Annotated in this window: 14 protein-coding genes; 13 read left to right on the top strand and 1 reads right to left on the bottom strand. The window is 44.6% G+C overall.

The window, feature by feature from the left end; all coding sequences use genetic code 11:
* Positions 1-55 precede the first annotated feature (55 nt).
* The 6 genes from gndA (at position 56) to EL84_RS24570 (ending at position 8,314) form a co-directional block, all read left to right on the top strand.
* Positions 56-1,474: an NADP-dependent phosphogluconate dehydrogenase gene (gene gndA, locus EL84_RS24595; RefSeq protein WP_047843463.1), complete on the top strand. Its 1,419-nt coding sequence runs from the start codon at positions 56-58 to the stop codon at positions 1,472-1,474.
* A 246-nt stretch (positions 1,475-1,720) separates the two neighbouring features.
* A complete protein-coding gene (locus EL84_RS24590) occupies positions 1,721-2,821 on the top strand; it encodes a metallophosphoesterase (protein ID WP_047843462.1) in 1,101 nt (366 codons plus the stop codon).
* Positions 2,822-3,157: 336 nt separating this feature from the next.
* Positions 3,158-4,000: a BglG family transcription antiterminator LicT gene (licT, locus tag EL84_RS24585; RefSeq protein ID WP_047843461.1), complete on the top strand. Its 843-nt coding sequence runs from the start codon at positions 3,158-3,160 to the stop codon at positions 3,998-4,000.
* Positions 4,001-4,146: 146 nt separating this feature from the next.
* Entirely contained in the window at positions 4,147-6,066 is a 1,920-nt protein-coding gene (locus tag EL84_RS24580; protein WP_047843460.1) for a beta-glucoside-specific PTS transporter subunit IIABC, read from the top strand.
* 49 nt (positions 6,067-6,115) lie between these two features.
* Positions 6,116-7,579, top strand: a complete 1,464-nt coding sequence (locus tag EL84_RS24575; protein WP_017687861.1) for a glycoside hydrolase family 1 protein — start codon at positions 6,116-6,118, stop codon at positions 7,577-7,579.
* Between the two features lie 168 nt (positions 7,580-7,747).
* Positions 7,748-8,314, top strand: coding sequence for a 5' nucleotidase, NT5C type (locus tag EL84_RS24570; protein ID WP_047843459.1), 567 nt, complete (start codon positions 7,748-7,750; stop codon positions 8,312-8,314).
* A gap of 9 nt (positions 8,315-8,323) precedes the next feature.
* Here EL84_RS24570 and EL84_RS24565 read toward each other — a convergent pair whose 3' ends face one another.
* A complete protein-coding gene (locus tag EL84_RS24565; RefSeq protein ID WP_053061602.1) occupies positions 8,324-9,208 on the bottom strand; it encodes an AraC family transcriptional regulator in 885 nt (294 codons plus the stop codon).
* A 134-nt stretch (positions 9,209-9,342) separates the two neighbouring features.
* Between EL84_RS24565 and EL84_RS24560 the strand changes: the two genes are divergently transcribed.
* From EL84_RS24560 to licT (EL84_RS24530), 7 genes are all read left to right on the top strand, one after another.
* A complete protein-coding gene (locus EL84_RS24560) occupies positions 9,343-12,063 on the top strand; it encodes an alpha-L-rhamnosidase (RefSeq protein WP_047843458.1) in 2,721 nt (906 codons plus the stop codon).
* A 115-nt stretch (positions 12,064-12,178) separates the two neighbouring features.
* A complete protein-coding gene (locus EL84_RS24555; RefSeq protein WP_047843457.1) occupies positions 12,179-12,652 on the top strand; it encodes a putative immunity protein in 474 nt (157 codons plus the stop codon).
* Positions 12,627-13,166 (top strand): GNAT family N-acetyltransferase, encoded by a 540-nt coding sequence (locus EL84_RS24550; protein WP_047843456.1) that lies wholly within the window; start codon positions 12,627-12,629, stop codon positions 13,164-13,166. Before EL84_RS24555 ends, EL84_RS24550 begins: the two co-directional genes overlap by 26 nt.
* Positions 13,167-13,306: 140 nt before the next feature.
* Positions 13,307-14,395: an acyltransferase gene (locus tag EL84_RS24545; RefSeq protein ID WP_047843455.1), complete on the top strand. Its 1,089-nt coding sequence runs from the start codon at positions 13,307-13,309 to the stop codon at positions 14,393-14,395.
* A 165-nt stretch (positions 14,396-14,560) separates the two neighbouring features.
* On the top strand, positions 14,561-15,121 hold the full coding sequence (locus EL84_RS24540; protein WP_047843454.1) for an AAA family ATPase: 561 nt from the start codon (positions 14,561-14,563) through the stop codon (positions 15,119-15,121).
* Positions 15,122-15,178: 57 nt separating this feature from the next.
* On the top strand, positions 15,179-15,484 hold the full coding sequence (locus tag EL84_RS24535; protein WP_036613484.1) for a hypothetical protein: 306 nt from the start codon (positions 15,179-15,181) through the stop codon (positions 15,482-15,484).
* A 224-nt stretch (positions 15,485-15,708) separates the two neighbouring features.
* On the top strand, positions 15,709-16,548 hold the full coding sequence (gene licT, locus EL84_RS24530) for a BglG family transcription antiterminator LicT (RefSeq protein ID WP_036613486.1): 840 nt from the start codon (positions 15,709-15,711) through the stop codon (positions 16,546-16,548).
* Positions 16,549-16,668 lie beyond the last annotated feature (120 nt).

The raw sequence follows: 16,668 nt of genomic DNA, 5'->3' as shown, positions 1-16,668 counted from the left end.
ATTCGTTTCAACTTACAATAAAACTATATAAATCATGGAGCATTGGGAGGACATAATGAGTAAACAACAGATTGGTGTTATTGGATTGGCAGTAATGGGTAAAAACCTGGCTTTGAATATTGAAAGCAAAGGTTTCTCGGTATCGGTATTTAACCGTTCCCCAGAGAAAACGAACGATCTTCTGAAAGAAGCAGAAGGTAAAAACCTGACAGGTGCGTTCACTATTGAAGAATTCGTGGAATCCCTGGAGTCTCCGCGTAAAATTCTGATCATGGTGCAAGCAGGTAAAGCAACAGATGCAACGATCGAGCAACTGCTTCCTCATCTGGATCAAGGCGACATTATTATCGATGGAGGTAATGCTTACTTCCCTGACACACAACGTCGCAGTAAAGAACTGGAAGAAAAAGGTTTCCGCTTCATCGGAGCAGGTGTATCCGGTGGTGAAGAAGGCGCACTGAAAGGCCCGGCAATCATGCCAGGCGGTCAGGAAAGTGCTTATCAGTTGGTAGAACCGATCCTGACAGCGATCTCTGCCAAAGTTGGCGATGACGCTTGCAGCACATATATCGGACCAGACGGTGCCGGACACTATGTGAAAATGGTGCATAACGGTATCGAGTACGGAGATATGCAGTTGATTGGTGAAGCTTATCACTTGCTCAAATCCGTATTGAACGTTTCCGTTGAAGAGTTGCATGAGATCTTCAATGAGTGGAATCAAGGGGAGCTGGACAGCTACCTGATCGAAATCACGGCAGATATCTTCTCCAAATACGATCCAGAAACAGGCAAACCAATGGTTGACGTTATTCTGGACGCGGCTGGACAAAAAGGAACAGGTAAATGGACAAGCCAAAGTGCGCTGGATCTCGGCGTTCCATTGTCCATGATTACGGAATCCGTATTCTCCCGTTTCCTCTCTGCGATGAAGGACGAGCGTGTAGCAGCTAGCAAAATCCTGAATGGACCAGCAACTGAAGCATTCTCTGGCGACAAAAAAGCGTTCATCGAGAACGTGCGTAAAGCATTGTTTGCAAGTAAAATCGTATCCTATGCACAAGGATTTGCACAAATGCGTGCAGCTTCCGATGAATACGGCTGGGATCTGAAATACGGTAACATTGCCATGATCTTCCGTGGTGGTTGCATCATCCGTTCGCAGTTCTTGCAAAACATTAAAGAAGCATATGACAAAGATGCAGAACTCAAAAACCTGCTCTTGGATCCTTACTTCCAAAACATCGTTGAATCTTATCAAGGTGCATGGCGTGAAGTTATAGCGGCTGCTGTAAAACAAGGTATTCCAGTACCTGGATTCTCCAGCGCACTGTCTTACTACGACAGCTATCGTACAGAACGTTTGCCAGCCAACTTGCTGCAAGCACAACGTGACTACTTCGGTGCTCACACATTCAAACGTGTGGACAAAGAAGGTTCATTCCACTTCCAGTGGATGGACACAAACGAGTAATTTTAATTCCGAAAATATAGCATTCCTGCAGTTGCCCTTGAATTTAGCTATTCAGGGCGGAAGCGGGAATGCTTTTTCTCGTTAATGGTTCGAATTTGAATATCATCAAATTGTAATAAAATGTACGAATCTGGGTTTGGCAAACAGATGAACTGACCCTTCAACTACGTTATACTTGTTCAGACGGACCTGTGTCCGTGATGAAAATTCAGAATACAACTTATTGACGTGGAGGTTAGACCGGGCATGTTTGTATTAGCAGGTATATTGTTTTTGGTCGTATACGGTTTATTAGTGTTCTACATAGGTTGGAGCGGTTGGAGTTGGATGAAACCAGTTGTGTCCGCCAGATTTCGATGGTTTTATATTATAGCGATTGTGTTCCTTGCCGTTTCCTTCATTTTGGCACGGGTATTTGGAAGCATTTCGTTCCTCGGTATCATCGGTTCTTACTGGCTGGCAATCTTCTCGTTGTTATTGTTGATCCTGCCCGTCGTCCACCTCACGATGTGGTTGCTGAGATTAACCCGTATTCCAAGACATCACACACAGAAATGGGCGGGAGTTGTTACGCTGGTGCTGTTAGTGTCCACATTGGGTTACGGAATTTTCAACGCTTACAGCCCTGTAGTCAGAACATATAATATCCAGATTGATAAAAAAGTAGAAGGTGTAGACAAGCTCAACATTGTCATGGCTGCCGATATGCACTTTGGACTTCTATCTGGCCCTGCACATGCCAAACGCATGGTGGAGGAAATTAATGCACTGAAGCCGGATCTGGTGCTGTATCCTGGAGATATTATTGATGACAATCTGGATATGTACCTCAATAGCGGAATTGCCGATATTATCAGTGACATTCAGGCTCCATACGGCGTCTATGCTTCACTCGGGAATCACGATAAGTTCGATGGTCCGATTGAAGATCTGATTGCTGCGCTGGAGAAGAGCAACATGCAAGTTTTGTACGATGACAAGATCGTGCTGAATGACAAGATCACCCTCATTGGTCGGAAAGACCGAACAGAGAAGGATCGGGCAGAAGTAGCTACTTTAATGCAAGGCACTGATTTGACCCAACCGGTACTTATGATGGATCACCAGCCGTATGATCTGGATATTGCGGAGCAGAATAATGTAGATCTGGTCGTATCTGGTCACACCCATCGTGGTCAGATCGCACCGGCTCAGTTCATCACACAGGCCATTTATGAGAACGATTGGGGTTATCTGCAAAAGGGCTCTATGCACTCCATCGTAACATCAGGATTTGGATTCTGGGGACCTCCAATTCGTACTAGTAGTCGTTCGGAGATTGTACAGATTAATGTTACATTTCAGTAATAATACGGTGGGCCCTTCGAGAGAAGGGTCTTTTTTGTTCGAAGCAAGTGATCAAGTGATGCTTATTGGTTGATTTCGTTTGAATCTGCTCCAAAATGTGAATACTAAAGCATATGTACCCTTAAACGTGGAAGCTTAGGGAAAAGACTCATGTAAGGGAATGAAGTGGAATAGCAATAGTAGTATTTTTGGGTTGACACCGTTTTCAGGTTATGATAAATTATATCCGAGGCTTGTTACCGGTAATGCGGGCAAAACCACTATGGAAATGATTTTATTATTTCTGTTTTGGTTTTGCCCTTTTTTATTCCTCAAAAAAAACCAGGTGGGTCCATAATGATTATTAAACAGATATTTAATAACAATATTGTCAGTACCGTGGATGACAAAAATCAGGAACTACTGATCCTCGGCCGGGGTATCGGATTTAAGTTCAAAGCAGGCGATGAGATTGATGAAGAGCGGATTGAGAAGGTATTTCGTCTTCAGGATGCATCGATTTATGAGAAATTCAAATCCATCGTAGCTGAAGTGCCGATTGAGATTCTGCAGGCAACAGATGATATTGTGACACTGGCACGAACGCAATTGAACAAAACCATCAGTGACGGGATCTATGTCTCGCTGTCTGATCACATTCACTTTGCTGTTCAACGCTTGGAAAAAGGAATGATTACTCGTAATCCACTTTCTTGGGAAGTTCAGCACTTCTATAAGGCGGAGTATGATGTGGCCAGAGAAGCACTGACCTTGCTGAAGGAAAGACTGGATATTGAGTTTCCCAAAGATGAAATCTGTAATATTGCCTTACATTTCATCAATGCGGAAGTGAATGATTCCATGAACGATGTCACTCATCTGATGCAGCTGTTGCAGGAGATTATGAATATCATCAAATATCACTTCAACGTCGAATTGGATGAAGATAGCGTCAACTATTTCCGCTTCATCACCCATTTGAAATATTTCTGTCAGCGTGTCATTACCCATTCTTCACATGATGATGCTGAGGAGTATTTATATGAAGTGGTTCGGAAAAACTATCCGGAGACATTCAAATGTATTGGCAAGATCGAGACTTTTATCCATAAGAATTATCAGTATGACATGACTCACTCTGAGCAGTTATATCTAACGCTCCATCTGGAACGTCTGATGAAAACCAAGCGGGACGTATAAAGTTCGCGCAATAGAATGAAATCACAACTGGATATCCTATGGGCTTGTTACTGTTCAATCAGGCAATACCCGAATGAGATGGCGCCATCAATGTGCGCTATATTCGTTCGGGTATTTTTTATTGGAAAAATGAGGAGGAAAACATCATGAAACATCAGGAAACGGCACAGGAAATCATCAAAGCCGTTGGGGGAACAAACAATATTAACTCGGTGTATCACTGCGTTACTCGACTGCGCTTTGATCTGAAAGACAACGATAAAGTTGATAACGGCTCACTCAAAAAACTGGATAAAGTCATGGGAACGAATATTTCCGGCGATCAATTCCAGGTCATTATCGGTAATGACGTGTCGAAAGTATTCGATGCTATGGTGAAGGAAAATCCGGCAATCCAGCAAACTACAGAAAACAAAGAGCCAAAGTCGGATAAAAAACAAAATGTAGTATTGAAAATTTTTGAAACAATCGCAGGTGTCTTTGCCCCGATGCTTCCAGCGATTACTGCGGCAGGTATGCTCAAGGGATTACTTGCACTATTTGTGTCCGTAGGTTGGATGTCTGCTGGAACGGATACGTATCGTATTCTTTCAGCAATTGGTGACGGCGTATTCCACTACCTGCCTTTACTGATTGCAGTCAGCGCTGCTCGTAAATTCGGCAGTAACCCGTTTGTTGCGATTGCACTAGGTACGGCACTCATGTATCCAGACATGACAGCATTGTTGTCTAGCGGCGAATCGGTTGGATTTTTGGGAATCCCGGTTACGGCTGTAAGTTATGCTTCATCGGTAATTCCGATTCTTCTTGCAGTATGGTTGATGTCCTATGTTGAGAAATGGGTTGACCGTGTTATCCCTGCTGCACTCAAGCTACTGCTTGTGCCGCTGATTACCTTACTTGTTATGGTGCCGGTAACGCTGATTGCGATCGGTCCATTGGGTACATTTGTAGGTAGCGGATTGTCTGGCGGCATCAACTGGCTGCTGAATGAAGGCGGATTGATTGCAGGTATTGTTCTTGGCGGCGCGATGGCGCTCATTATTATGACAGGAATGCACTATGCACTTGTGCCGATCATCCTGAGTAATATCGCTACACTGGGCTTTGATAAATTCTTGCCATTGACCTTTATCTCCAATATGGGTCAGGCTGGTGCAACACTCGGCGTATTCTTCCGGGCAAAAGATAAAAAACTCAAAACCGTGGCATTGTCAACGAGCTTCACCGCACTCATGGGTGTAACGGAGCCGGCTATGTACGGCGTAAATATGAAATACAAAAAACCATTTGCCGCAGCCATGATTGGTAGTGCAGTGGGTGGCGGATTCGCCCTTGCTTTTGGCGCGAAAGCGTATGTGCTTGCGGGTAACGGTGGTCTCCCGGGACTTCCTTCCCTGATCGGACAAACCTTCTGGTATTCCTTTGGGGGTATGATTTTGGCCTTTATCGTGGGTGCAATCATGTCTACGATATTTGGTATCAAGGAAGAAGAAGGAGACGCAGAGGCGTTGGCTCAATTCTCACCGGGTGCTTCTACAGCACAAGCGAAAGCTGTTTCCAACGATGCTGCAACCGTAAATGTGGACGACATGGGTGATCCAACACCAACGAGTGATGCAGTAGCTGTTGCACCGATGACAGGTAAATCCATCCCGCTCAAAGAAGTCAACGATCCAACATTTGGTGATGAGTTGATGGGTAAAGGTGTGGCATTTGTTCCAACGGTGGGCGAATTGGTATCTCCAGTGACAGGTACCATCATGAATGTGTTCAAAACAAAACATGCGATCGTTGTCCGCAGTGATAACGGAATGGAATTGTTGATTCATGTTGGTATCAACACGGTGAAGCTGCGTGGACAGTATTTTGATGCACATGTTGCTACAGGAGCACGTGTACAGGCTGGAGACAAGTTACTCACGTTTGAACTGGCCGAGATTGCAAAAGAATACGACATTACAACTGCTATGGTTGTTACCAATACGGCTGATTACAAGCAGGTTTTACCTGTGAAATTGGGCGAAATCACGATGGGTGAAGACGTCTTGAAAGCTGAAATCTAAACTGTTCGTCTTAGGACTAACCATATCAACAAAAGAAGGAGAGATTCGAATGATTAATCGACAAGGGTTTCCGGAAGGTTTTCTATGGGGCGGCGCTATTGCCGCCAACCAGGCTGAAGGTGGATTCGACGCTGGCGGCAAAGGATGGTCGACGGCCGACATGGTTCCTTATTTTGAGAAAAAGGACTACACCAACCTTAGAGAACTGATGCATGTTACCAGTGCAACGGTTGAGAAAGCAATGGCACATCACAGTGCAGAAGGTTATCCGAAGCGTTACGGGATTGATTTTTACCACCGTTTCAAAGAGGATATTGCGCTGTTCGCTGAGCTAGGCTTCAAGACATTCCGTCTGTCCATTAACTGGCCGCGTATTTTTCCGAATGGTTATGATGCCGAGCCGAATGAAGAGGGACTGCGTTTCTATGACGAAGTGTTCGATGAACTCCGGAAATACGATATCGAACCACTTGTAACCCTCTCGCATTATGAGATGCCTATGGCACTTGTTCTGAAATACAACGGCTGGGCTGGGCGCGAAGTGATTGGACATTTTGTAAGATATGCGGAAACCGTGATGAACCGATACAAGGACAAGGTCAAATACTGGTTGACGTTTAATGAGATTAACACAACCATTATTGAACCGTTCACAGGTGGCGGTATTATTGAAGACCGGGTTGAGAACACGATGCAGGCTTCTTATCAGGCACTTCATCATCAATTTGTAGCCAGCAGCCTGGTGACAGAAAAAGCACGTCAGATTAACCCGAACTTCCAGATCGGATGTATGCTTGCGCGTATGATTCACTACCCGGCGACATCGAAGCCAGAGGATGTGCTGCAAGCACAGATCGATAATCAGCTGAACCTGTTGCATACGGATGTACAAGTTCGTGGTAGTTATCCAACGTTCATGGCTCGGTATTGGGCAGAGAACGGGATTACGATTGCCATGGAACCTGGGGACGAGCAGATCCTGCGTGAGCACACGGTTGATTTCATCTCGTTCAGTTATTACACATCCTTGGTGTCCGCAGTGAACCCAGAGGAATATGGAGTAACTGGAGGTAACCTGTACAGTACAATTAAGAACCCGAATCTGGAGCGTACAGAGTGGGGCTGGCAGCTTGATCCGATCGGCCTGCGCGTTGCACTGAAAGAGCTGTATGACCGTTATCAACTGCCATTGTTTGTGGTAGAGAACGGCCTTGGTGCCAAAGATACCGTTGAAGCAGACGGTTCCATCAACGATGATTACCGGATTGATTATCTGAGAAAACATATTACACAAATGAAAGAAGCCGTTATGGACGGAGTGGACCTGATGGGATATACCAACTGGGGAGCGATTGATATCATCAGTGCATCCACTTCGGAAATGTCCAAACGTTATGGCGTGATCTACGTGGATCAGGATGACAACGGACAAGGCACATTGAATCGTTATAAGAAAAAGAGCTTTGGCTGGTACCAAAAAGTCATTGCCTCGAATGGTGAGAACTTGGAATAGATTAATCTATAAAGGCACTCCGGGCGTAGCTGGTATTACGGCGCCGGGGCGCCTTTTTAATATGATCAGGTAGAATTCTCATCAACGCTATTGGCATTTCAAGGTAAAAAAGATGACTACATAACATTCTGGATGGTATACTGTGTTCGTATTGGGGGAGGGATAACCATGAAGAAGCCTATTATTGCTGTAGATATGGATGACACGATATGTCATCTGGTCAAGCGGGCTATATATCACAACAACCTCAACTTCCCGACCCATCCGTTGCGCTATGAGGATATGATTCATTGGGATACATCCCATTTGCGTCATCCAGAGAGCACGCATGATGTATTTTATGGTCGGCCGGGTCTGTTCGAGGAATTGGAATTATACGACGAGTATGTTGTAGATGAGATGCGAAAGTTGAACGATGCTTATGATGTTATTGTTGTGACGGCAGCAGAACCAAGAACAGTCGTTGAGAAGTGGAACTGGCTTCAGCAGCATATGCCTTTTATAACCGCAGAACAGTTTATTACATGCAAAAGAAAAAACCTGCTCGCTTTTGATTTGCTCATTGATGATGGAGCACATAACCTGATTCCCGCGCATGAGGACGGCAAAAAGGTCATCTGTATCCCACATCCATGGAACATACAGGAGCGTGAGCGATACAACTTTCCGTTGATGTCTTCATGGAAAGAGGCCAAGGCATACATAGATGAAGTGTTACAGGTTGTTGGTGTCTGAAAGTAAATCTTATTGTCCAGAGTGCTGTGCTCTGGATTTTTTGCGATAGGCGAGAGGTGTTTCGCCTGTTATTTTTTTGAATGCAGCATAGAATGAATCCAAATCCCGATATCCAACCAGCTCTGCAATCAGGCTGACTTTGTGCTGTGAACTCTTAAGCAGTTCACAGCTTTTTTGTATACGGAGGTGTTGCAGGTGGCCGCTAAAGTTCTGTCCGGTATGTCGCAGAAACATTCGCCCAATTTGCTTCTCGCTCCAGCCCGATACACGTACCAGATCAGACATTCGAATACGGTTGCTCACGTGTTCCTTGATATAGTGAAGGATGTAATCAAAACCGGTGGAATGATGCTCTTCATCATGATCCTTTTGATAAAGTTGTCTGTAGGTCATCAATACCAACTGGCTTACCAAGGTGTATAACATGGTAGACGAACCGATTCCCGGAACGGAGGATTCACGGTACAGCTTCACCATTAGTTCTTCAATCCGGTCGTTGTGATCCACAACGGATATATAAGGAACCTGATTTTGTTCCAGATCCATCAGATGTTGAATGATTTCTTTTTCCTGAATGATTGCTGTCAGCGTGTGGATCAATTCAGCATTAAATAAGCAATTATATATAATTAACGGATGCTCGGTTACGTTGGTGCTGACAGGACGAAAGACATGAGGAACGCCGACAGGAATGACAAACAGCATCCCCTTTGTCACCGGAATGACATCTTCACCGATATGATGAAAGCCCTTTCCTTCGGCAACGTAGCTATATTCAATAAAATCATGTGCGTGAAAAGGAAGCACAAAATCTTCAGAGCAACGATTGACAAAAAGTTGCAAATGATTATGCAGAAAATATTCACTTTTCATGAGTTGTACAGATGAATTCACAAGCAACCTCCTCGCACAGATGGCTGAATCACCGGATGAAATAGTCCTGATTACCGGGTATTTAGGGCAACAGGATCGATATAATTATATCGTAACCCCGAATGGGAAGCCAAGATGGAAAGGACGATCTGCTAATGTTCAACGTTAGTCACCTTCGCTGTGAGTATAGAATTAATCCGATAGGCCTTGATGTCAAATCACCGCGTTTAAGCTGGCAGCTGCAATCCGATCGTCGAAATTGCATGCAATCCGCATACCAGATCCAGCTATCCCTGTCAGAAGATTTTGATGGAATTGCATGGGATTCTGGCGAGATAAGTACGGATCAATCCATACATGTGGAATTAAACCATTTTCAGCCTTCCCGGCAAACGCGATACTATTACCGGATTCAGGCATGGGATGATGCAGGAAGTGATTCGGGCTGGTCCGAATCGGCTTATTTCGAGATGGGACTTATGGATAGTCATAACAAGTGGCAAGCAGAATGGATCACAGCTAAACCATCAGATGATGGAGATACGTCATGCCCGCGTATGCGCAAGCAGTTTAATGTGAAACAACCTGTTACTTCTGCCCGCATATATGTAACAGCACTTGGATTATACGAGTTGCATATGAACAACACAAGAGTAGGAGAAGATTATTTTACACCTGGTTGGACCTCTTATCGTAAGCGATTACAATATCAAACCTATGATGTTACCCACCTGCTTCAGGATGGACAGAATACTTTAGGTGCTAATCTGGGAGATGGCTGGTACCGAGGATATCTTGGCTGGAACAAAGAACGGGAGATATTTGGTTCAACGTCCGCATTGCTGCTGGAACTGCATATGAAATACGCAGATGGATCAGAGGAATGTATTATATCCAATGGGGATTGGACCGCTGCTCCTAGTGCCATTCGTATGTCGGACATCTATATGGGGGAGACGTATGATGCACAAATGGAGTCCGACTGGTCGGATTCATCTCAGACGAATTGGTCACCCGTGAACGTACTGGATCATCCCAAAGATATCATCGTTGCTCAGGAGAACGTACCCGTTACCCAAGTAGAACAGCTACAGCCAATCGCTTTGTTAACAACCCCACAGGGAGATCGTGTAGTAGACATGGGGCAGAATATGGTGGGAAGGGTGAGATTCAGCATTCAAGGTGAGGCGGGTCAGACGGTTGAGCTGCACCATGCTGAGATATTGGATCATGAAGGCAACTTTTACACCGATAATCTTCGCGCCGCCAAGCAGTGTATTCGCTACACGTGCAAGGGGGATGGCGTGGAATCATTTGAACCACATTTTACGTTCCAAGGGTTCCGCTATGTGAAGCTGGTTGGCTTTCCGGAACACGTTCGTCTGGATGAATTCACCGGAATAGTACTGCACTCGAATATGGAGCAAACAGGTCAGTTCTCATGCTCCAGTCCGCTGGTAAACCAACTGCATCACAATATATTGTGGGGGCAAAAGGGGAATTTCCTTGATGTGCCGACAGACTGTCCACAGAGGGATGAACGGCTCGGATGGACCGGGGATGCACAGATGTTTGTCCGCACGTCCTCCTACCTGATGAATACGGCTCCCTTCTTCACTAAATGGCTGCGGGATCTGGAAGCCGATCAGGGAGAAGATGGCGGTATTCCATTCTTTGTTCCGGATCTGAGAAGTTCCACCTCAGAAGGGTGGGGAGACACCAGTCATTCTTCCGCCGCTTGGGGTGATGCAGCAGTCATCTGTCCTTGGACTATCTATGAGATGTATGGGGATGCCAGATTACTGGCCGAACAATATGAGAGTATGAAGCGGTGGGTTGAATACATTCACGTGCAGGGTGACAATCCGTACCTGTGGAACACGGGATTCCACTTTGGCGATTGGTTGGGGCTGGACTCCAAGCCTGATAGTTATGTCGGCGCAACGGACACGGATTATGTGGCAACAGCATTCTATGCCTATTCGGTTTCTTTAACTCAAAAGGCAGCTGAGGCACTTGGAAAGACAGACGATGCTGAATATTACAAGCAGTTGCATACAAACATTGTTCATGCGTTTCGAAATGAATTTGTGACTCCAGCTGGGAAAATTGCTGTTCCAACGCAAACAGCGCATGTTCTTGCGCTTCAATTTGACCTGCTGGACGCCACTGCTCGAACTCGTGCTGTTGGACAATTGGCAAAACTCGTGAAAGAGGCGGGCAATCATCTTACTACAGGCTTTGTGGGCACACCTTATCTAAATCCGGTATTGAGTGATGCAGGTCTTCACGACCTGGCATATACATTACTTTTTCAAGAGGATTATCCGTCCTGGCTGTATCAGGTGACTCAAGGCGCAACGACTGTCTGGGAACATTGGGATGGGATCAAAGAGGATGGAAGTCTCTGGAGTGCTGATATGAACTCATTTAACCACTATGCGTACGGTGCGATTGGAGAATGGTTGTATCGTTATGTTGCTGGCATTCGGTCCGATGAACATCAGCCAGGATTCCGAATGGTGCATATCGAGCCGCAACCCGGACCTGGACTGGATTGGGTGGAAGCGAGTCTGGAGACGATGTATGGTCAAGTTGCTTCAAGCTGGCACCGGCTGGCGGAGGGTGAAATGGAGATTCGGGTGCATATTCCCGCCAACACGAGAGGTACGGTACGTCTTCCTGGAGCAGGTGCACAGATCGTTCTAGAGCAAGGGAAACCGTTGGATCAGATGAGTGGAGTTCAGGATATTCAAAACATTGGAGACGATGTTGAAGTCACACTTGGATCTGGGAGTTACCAATTCACTTACAAAGACACAGACGCTAAGAAGGATCAGGATGTTCAACAGTCTGCATTGACAGAGTCCGTATAATGATAGAATAAGCGGGAAGAGGTACACTTGAAGAGGATCTGCACACACGCAGGTCCTTTTTCGAACTTGTCTGAGAGTGAATTTGTAGTTTTTGAACAATGAAAGGAGCATGATCATGGCAAAACCTGCATTCAAAGATGCACCTTTACGTAGTGAAATAGAGGATTTGGCTAAGCAACAGGATCACCATACATTGGCTTGTTGGGCTGCGGAGTGTGCGGCACGTGTCTTGTATATATTTGAGAAGAAGACGAAGGATCTCCGGGCCCATGATGCCATTGATGCAGGAAGAGGTTGGATCCGTGGAGAGATTGCCATGGTTGATGCACGAAAGGCGGCTTTTGCAGCTCATGCTGCTGCACGGGAAGCCGATCATGTCGCTGCCTCTGCTGCCTCTCGTGCGGCGGGACACGCAGCTGCAACGGCCCATGTCAAAGGCCATGCGGTACATGCCGCAACCTATGCAGTGAAAGCTATCTTTTATGACTCTTTGATGGAAGAACAAGAACGTCGTGTCTTGGAAGAGAGAACGTGGCAATATCAATATCTATTGGGAGGATGTAATGATCATGGGGAAAGAACACGTTAGATTAATTAAACCATCAAAAGCCTATAAGGATGCGTATTTGGCATTTTATGAAGACTGGGTCAGAAGTGGAGAATTGATGGTTCCTTGGGTCATTTCCAAAGATCCTTATGCGTTCGATGAGATGTTGGCATTTTTGCAGCGTAATGAACAAGGGATCGACATCCCGGAGGGCTGGGTCAAAGACAGTACATATTGGCTGGTCACGGAGAGTCAACAAATCGTGGGTGCTGTGAATATAAGGCATGAGCTTAATGATAAATTGTTCAACAGTGGAGGACATATTGGATATGGTATTCGTCCAGGAGAGCGGCACAATGGCTATGGTTCCGAAATTCTCAGGCTTTCTTTGGAGAAAACGAGAGAGCTTGGAATCACCAAAGTATTGATCGTATGCGATGCGGTTAATGAGCCTTCCAGAAGGGTTATCCTTCGAAATGGTGGCATTCGGGATGAAGACTATGTGGAGTCCAATGGCAACGTTGTTGAACGATTCTGGATAGAGATTGTCGAATAATGCAGAATAATGATGAAATAAAACGAAAATAATATGGATTATGATTGTATTACCCTCGTGTGCTGATTAAAATGAAGCATAGAATCTGGATTGCGGCCGGAAACTATCATCCCATATCAGGCACAAGTGAGGTTATCTTTATGAATCAACCGGTTAATCGGCCCCGGCGAATTGAGTATCTGGATCTCTTTCGTGCTTTTGCCATCATGGCAGTGGTAGCTATTCATGCAACTTCAACAGCAGTTGCGCATTACCCCAAGCATACATTAGATCATGATGTGTATTACTTCTGGAACACGTTTTTGCAATTTGCCGTTCCAGCGTTTCTGTTCCTGTCATCCCTGGTCTTGTTCTACAACTACAGCTCCAAGGTGAATGAGAAGGGTTGGATGCTCGCTTTTTATAAGAAGCGTTTATTTAATGTATTTGTTCCCTATGTGGTGTGGTCCCTTATCTATTTTGCCATTAAACAGTTGCTTGCGGGCAAAGAACCTTTGACCCATGGTGTTCAATTTGCCAAACAATTAGTGATGGGAACCGCTCATACGCACTTGTACTTTTTTCTGATTATTCTTCAATTCTATGTCGTTTTTCCATGGCTTCTGTCCCTTACACGCCATCGTTTGTTTAATCGGTACTTGCCATTATTTTTTATTGCGGGCCAAGCGATCTTCTATGCTCTACATTTGCAGTTTCACTTCGAACGGACAGGAAGTTTGTTACCCAGTTATCTGATCGTGATTGGATTTGGCGCATGGGTTGGGTTGAACTTTGAGTGGGCATTGAACAAACTGTATACTCACCGTTATGTGCTCATAGCTGCGTTGTTAGGTGGAGGTGCCATTTTTATATATGGTAATGCTTATATCAAAACCACTTTTGCTGCATACCCGGTTATTACCTATACCGTGCTGTTCCTGTTCCGTAATCTGTTTACCTTGTCAGCCTGCTTGCTCCTGTTGATCTTTAGTGAACGAATCGGCACAGGAAAACATACCGAGGTTCGTAAAGCTACTCGTATTCTGGACTCCTTGGGTACAGTTGCGTTCGGTGTATTTTTAATGCATCCACTCGTATTGCTCTTCTGGAGACGTGAATTCACAGATGACCTGGCTCGCCACTTCAGCGTGGGCATCATTCTATCTTATATTGTGGCGCTCCTGATCTCATGGATCTGCGCGATGGGATTGCGCCGGATGAAGTGGGGATGGGTACTGATTGGACGTTAAGTTAGAATAAATATATTTAATTAAAGATAAGAGTTTTCAAGCCCTCACGCGTTGAGGGAATCACTTGAAACCTCTTTTTTATTTGCCCTAAAGAAGTTATTATAGAGTTTAATGTCCATAAAATTGAATTAATGGAATGAACACCACCTTGTCAGGAGTGATCAAATGAAATTGGTGATTATTTTTGGTCCGCAGGCTGTGGGCAAAATGACGGTTGGGCAAGAACTGGAGAAGATAACAAAGCTTAAATTGTTTCATAACCATATGACCATTGAATTGGTGTCTCCTTATTTCAGCTATGGCACACCACAAGGCAAAAGACTGGTGAGTCTGTTCCGGCAGGAGATTTTTGAAGAAGTGGCAAAGAGTGATTTGCCGGGTCTGATTTTTACATTTGTGTGGGCTTTGGACGCAGAGTCAGATGGTGAATACATCCGTAAGATCAGTGAGTTGTTTACATCTCAAGGAGGTCAGGTCTGTTATGTGGAACTGGAGGCCGATGCATCGGAAAGACTAGAGCGCAATAAAAGTCCGCATCGTCTGTTACATAAACCAACAAAGCGTGACATTGCGTGGTCTGAGCGAGATTTGCTAGATACGATGAAGCATTATCGATTGAATTCGGAACCGGGAGAAATCAAGCATGAGCACTACATAAGGATTGAGAACACACACAAGAGCCCGGATGAGGTGGCAAAGTTAATTCAGGAACGCTTTAATTTGTAATCTGAGAAACGTCTAACTTAGGAGATAAGTTACTTTATATGAGAGGGGCACTACATCATGTACTTTGTTATATTTTTGCTCATAGGACTTGTTCTATGTTATCTGATCCCATTCGGTCCGATTTTGGCTGGGGGCATTGTTTTCGCACTTGTGATAGATCATTACCGTCAGACGATGCATATGCGTGAAGATATCCGGGATATTAAGAATCACCTGGGCCTAATGAACAAAGGCGAGGCGCAGGAGTACGAAATGGATAAAGAATACACTCAAGTCGATCGTTTGGATTCAGAAGAAATGGACATGATTAATCGAAAAATTGAAGCAGACCTGGAGAAAGACAACAAAAACAATAAACCGTGAATACCTGTAAAATAATTCTTGATTTGCTCACTCCTGTGAGTATATTTACCTAGATCAGGAGTCATGCTAATTCGATATTAACTTTTTGTTGCACTGTGTAGAAATTTGTAATAATATGAGGGAAGCGCGTACAACATATCGGGTTGTAACTGTTGAATCAGGCAAAGCCGTATACCTTGAGAAAAGGGATTGGTTTGTCTTTTTCTGTATATTGGAGTGATAAAGTGAAAATCGAGAAGGTGCTGAACAATAATGCTGTAGTTGCAATGAATGACGAGCAGGAAGTTATTATCATTGGCCGGGGGATTGCTTATCAGAAGCGGGCGGGTGATATGGTTTCCGAGCAGCATATCGACAAGATATTTACTTTACAGAATGAAGATATTCAGGAAAACTTCAAGGCATTAATCTCAAGCATTCCTCTGGAATACATGAAAGTATCCGAGGAAATCATCGCTTACGCCAAATTAAAACTTGGCAAGAAATTAAATGAGAGCATTTACTTACATCTCACAGACCATATTCACTTTGCCATTGAGCGGTATCGCAAGAATCTGCCTATACGCAACGGCTTAATCTGGGAGACAAAGCAGTTATACAAAGAGGAATATGAAGTCGGAATGGAAGCGCTCAATATGATCTGTGATCAATTTGGTGTGATCTTGCCCGAGGACGAAGCCGGTTTTATGGCACTTCACTTTGTCAATGCAGCTTTGAACGAGGAAATGCCCAACATCAAGAGTATGACGCAGGTCATGCAGGAAATCTTGACAATCATCAAGTATCATTTCAAGATTGATTTTGATGAGAACTCACTGACATTTTATCGCTTTGTGACGCATTTGAAGTTTTTCGCCCAACGTTTGGTTAAGGGAAAACATTACAAGAGCAACAACGATGATGAATTGTTCCTGATGATTCAGAAAAAGTATCCAGCAGCGCACAAGTGCTCGGAGAAAATCAAGAAATTCATTGAAAGCAACTACACGTATCAACTAACTGACGAAGAATTGATGTACTTAACGATTCATATTGAGAGAGTTGTGAATGCAACTTCTGAATAATCCCATAGATCAGCTTGCAGGGTTGCAACCACTAGGGCAAAACCTGAACGCTTGAATGACTGAACATACCGTTAACCGGTTGTTCCATACATTCAGATGTTCAGGTTTTTTTATTCTCTC

Origin of the sequence: Paenibacillus sp. VT-400, from assembly GCF_001029205.1 — a bacterium.
Taxonomy (GTDB): Bacteria; Bacillota; Bacilli; order Paenibacillales; family Paenibacillaceae; genus Paenibacillus; species Paenibacillus amylolyticus.
Note: the sequence above shows the minus strand (reverse complement) of the source record. Positions and strands in the feature narration are given on the sequence as shown.

What these genes read in the sequence shown, in the direction of transcription:
- gndA (WP_047843463.1), top strand. Translation starts at nt 56, where the DNA reads ATGAGTAAACAACAGATTGGTGTTATTGGATTGGCAGTAATGGGTAAA.
- EL84_RS24590 (WP_047843462.1), top strand. Translation starts at nt 1,721, where the DNA reads ATGTTTGTATTAGCAGGTATATTGTTTTTGGTCGTATACGGTTTATTA.
- licT (WP_047843461.1), top strand. Translation starts at nt 3,158, where the DNA reads ATGATTATTAAACAGATATTTAATAACAATATTGTCAGTACCGTGGAT.
- EL84_RS24580 (WP_047843460.1), top strand. Translation starts at nt 4,147, where the DNA reads ATGAAACATCAGGAAACGGCACAGGAAATCATCAAAGCCGTTGGGGGA.
- EL84_RS24575 (WP_017687861.1), top strand. Translation starts at nt 6,116, where the DNA reads ATGATTAATCGACAAGGGTTTCCGGAAGGTTTTCTATGGGGCGGCGCT.
- EL84_RS24570 (WP_047843459.1), top strand. Translation starts at nt 7,748, where the DNA reads ATGAAGAAGCCTATTATTGCTGTAGATATGGATGACACGATATGTCAT.
- EL84_RS24560 (WP_047843458.1), top strand. Translation starts at nt 9,343, where the DNA reads ATGTTCAACGTTAGTCACCTTCGCTGTGAGTATAGAATTAATCCGATA.
- EL84_RS24555 (WP_047843457.1), top strand. Translation starts at nt 12,179, where the DNA reads ATGGCAAAACCTGCATTCAAAGATGCACCTTTACGTAGTGAAATAGAG.
- EL84_RS24550 (WP_047843456.1), top strand. Translation starts at nt 12,627, where the DNA reads ATGATCATGGGGAAAGAACACGTTAGATTAATTAAACCATCAAAAGCC.
- EL84_RS24545 (WP_047843455.1), top strand. Translation starts at nt 13,307, where the DNA reads ATGAATCAACCGGTTAATCGGCCCCGGCGAATTGAGTATCTGGATCTC.
- EL84_RS24540 (WP_047843454.1), top strand. Translation starts at nt 14,561, where the DNA reads ATGAAATTGGTGATTATTTTTGGTCCGCAGGCTGTGGGCAAAATGACG.
- EL84_RS24535 (WP_036613484.1), top strand. Translation starts at nt 15,179, where the DNA reads ATGTACTTTGTTATATTTTTGCTCATAGGACTTGTTCTATGTTATCTG.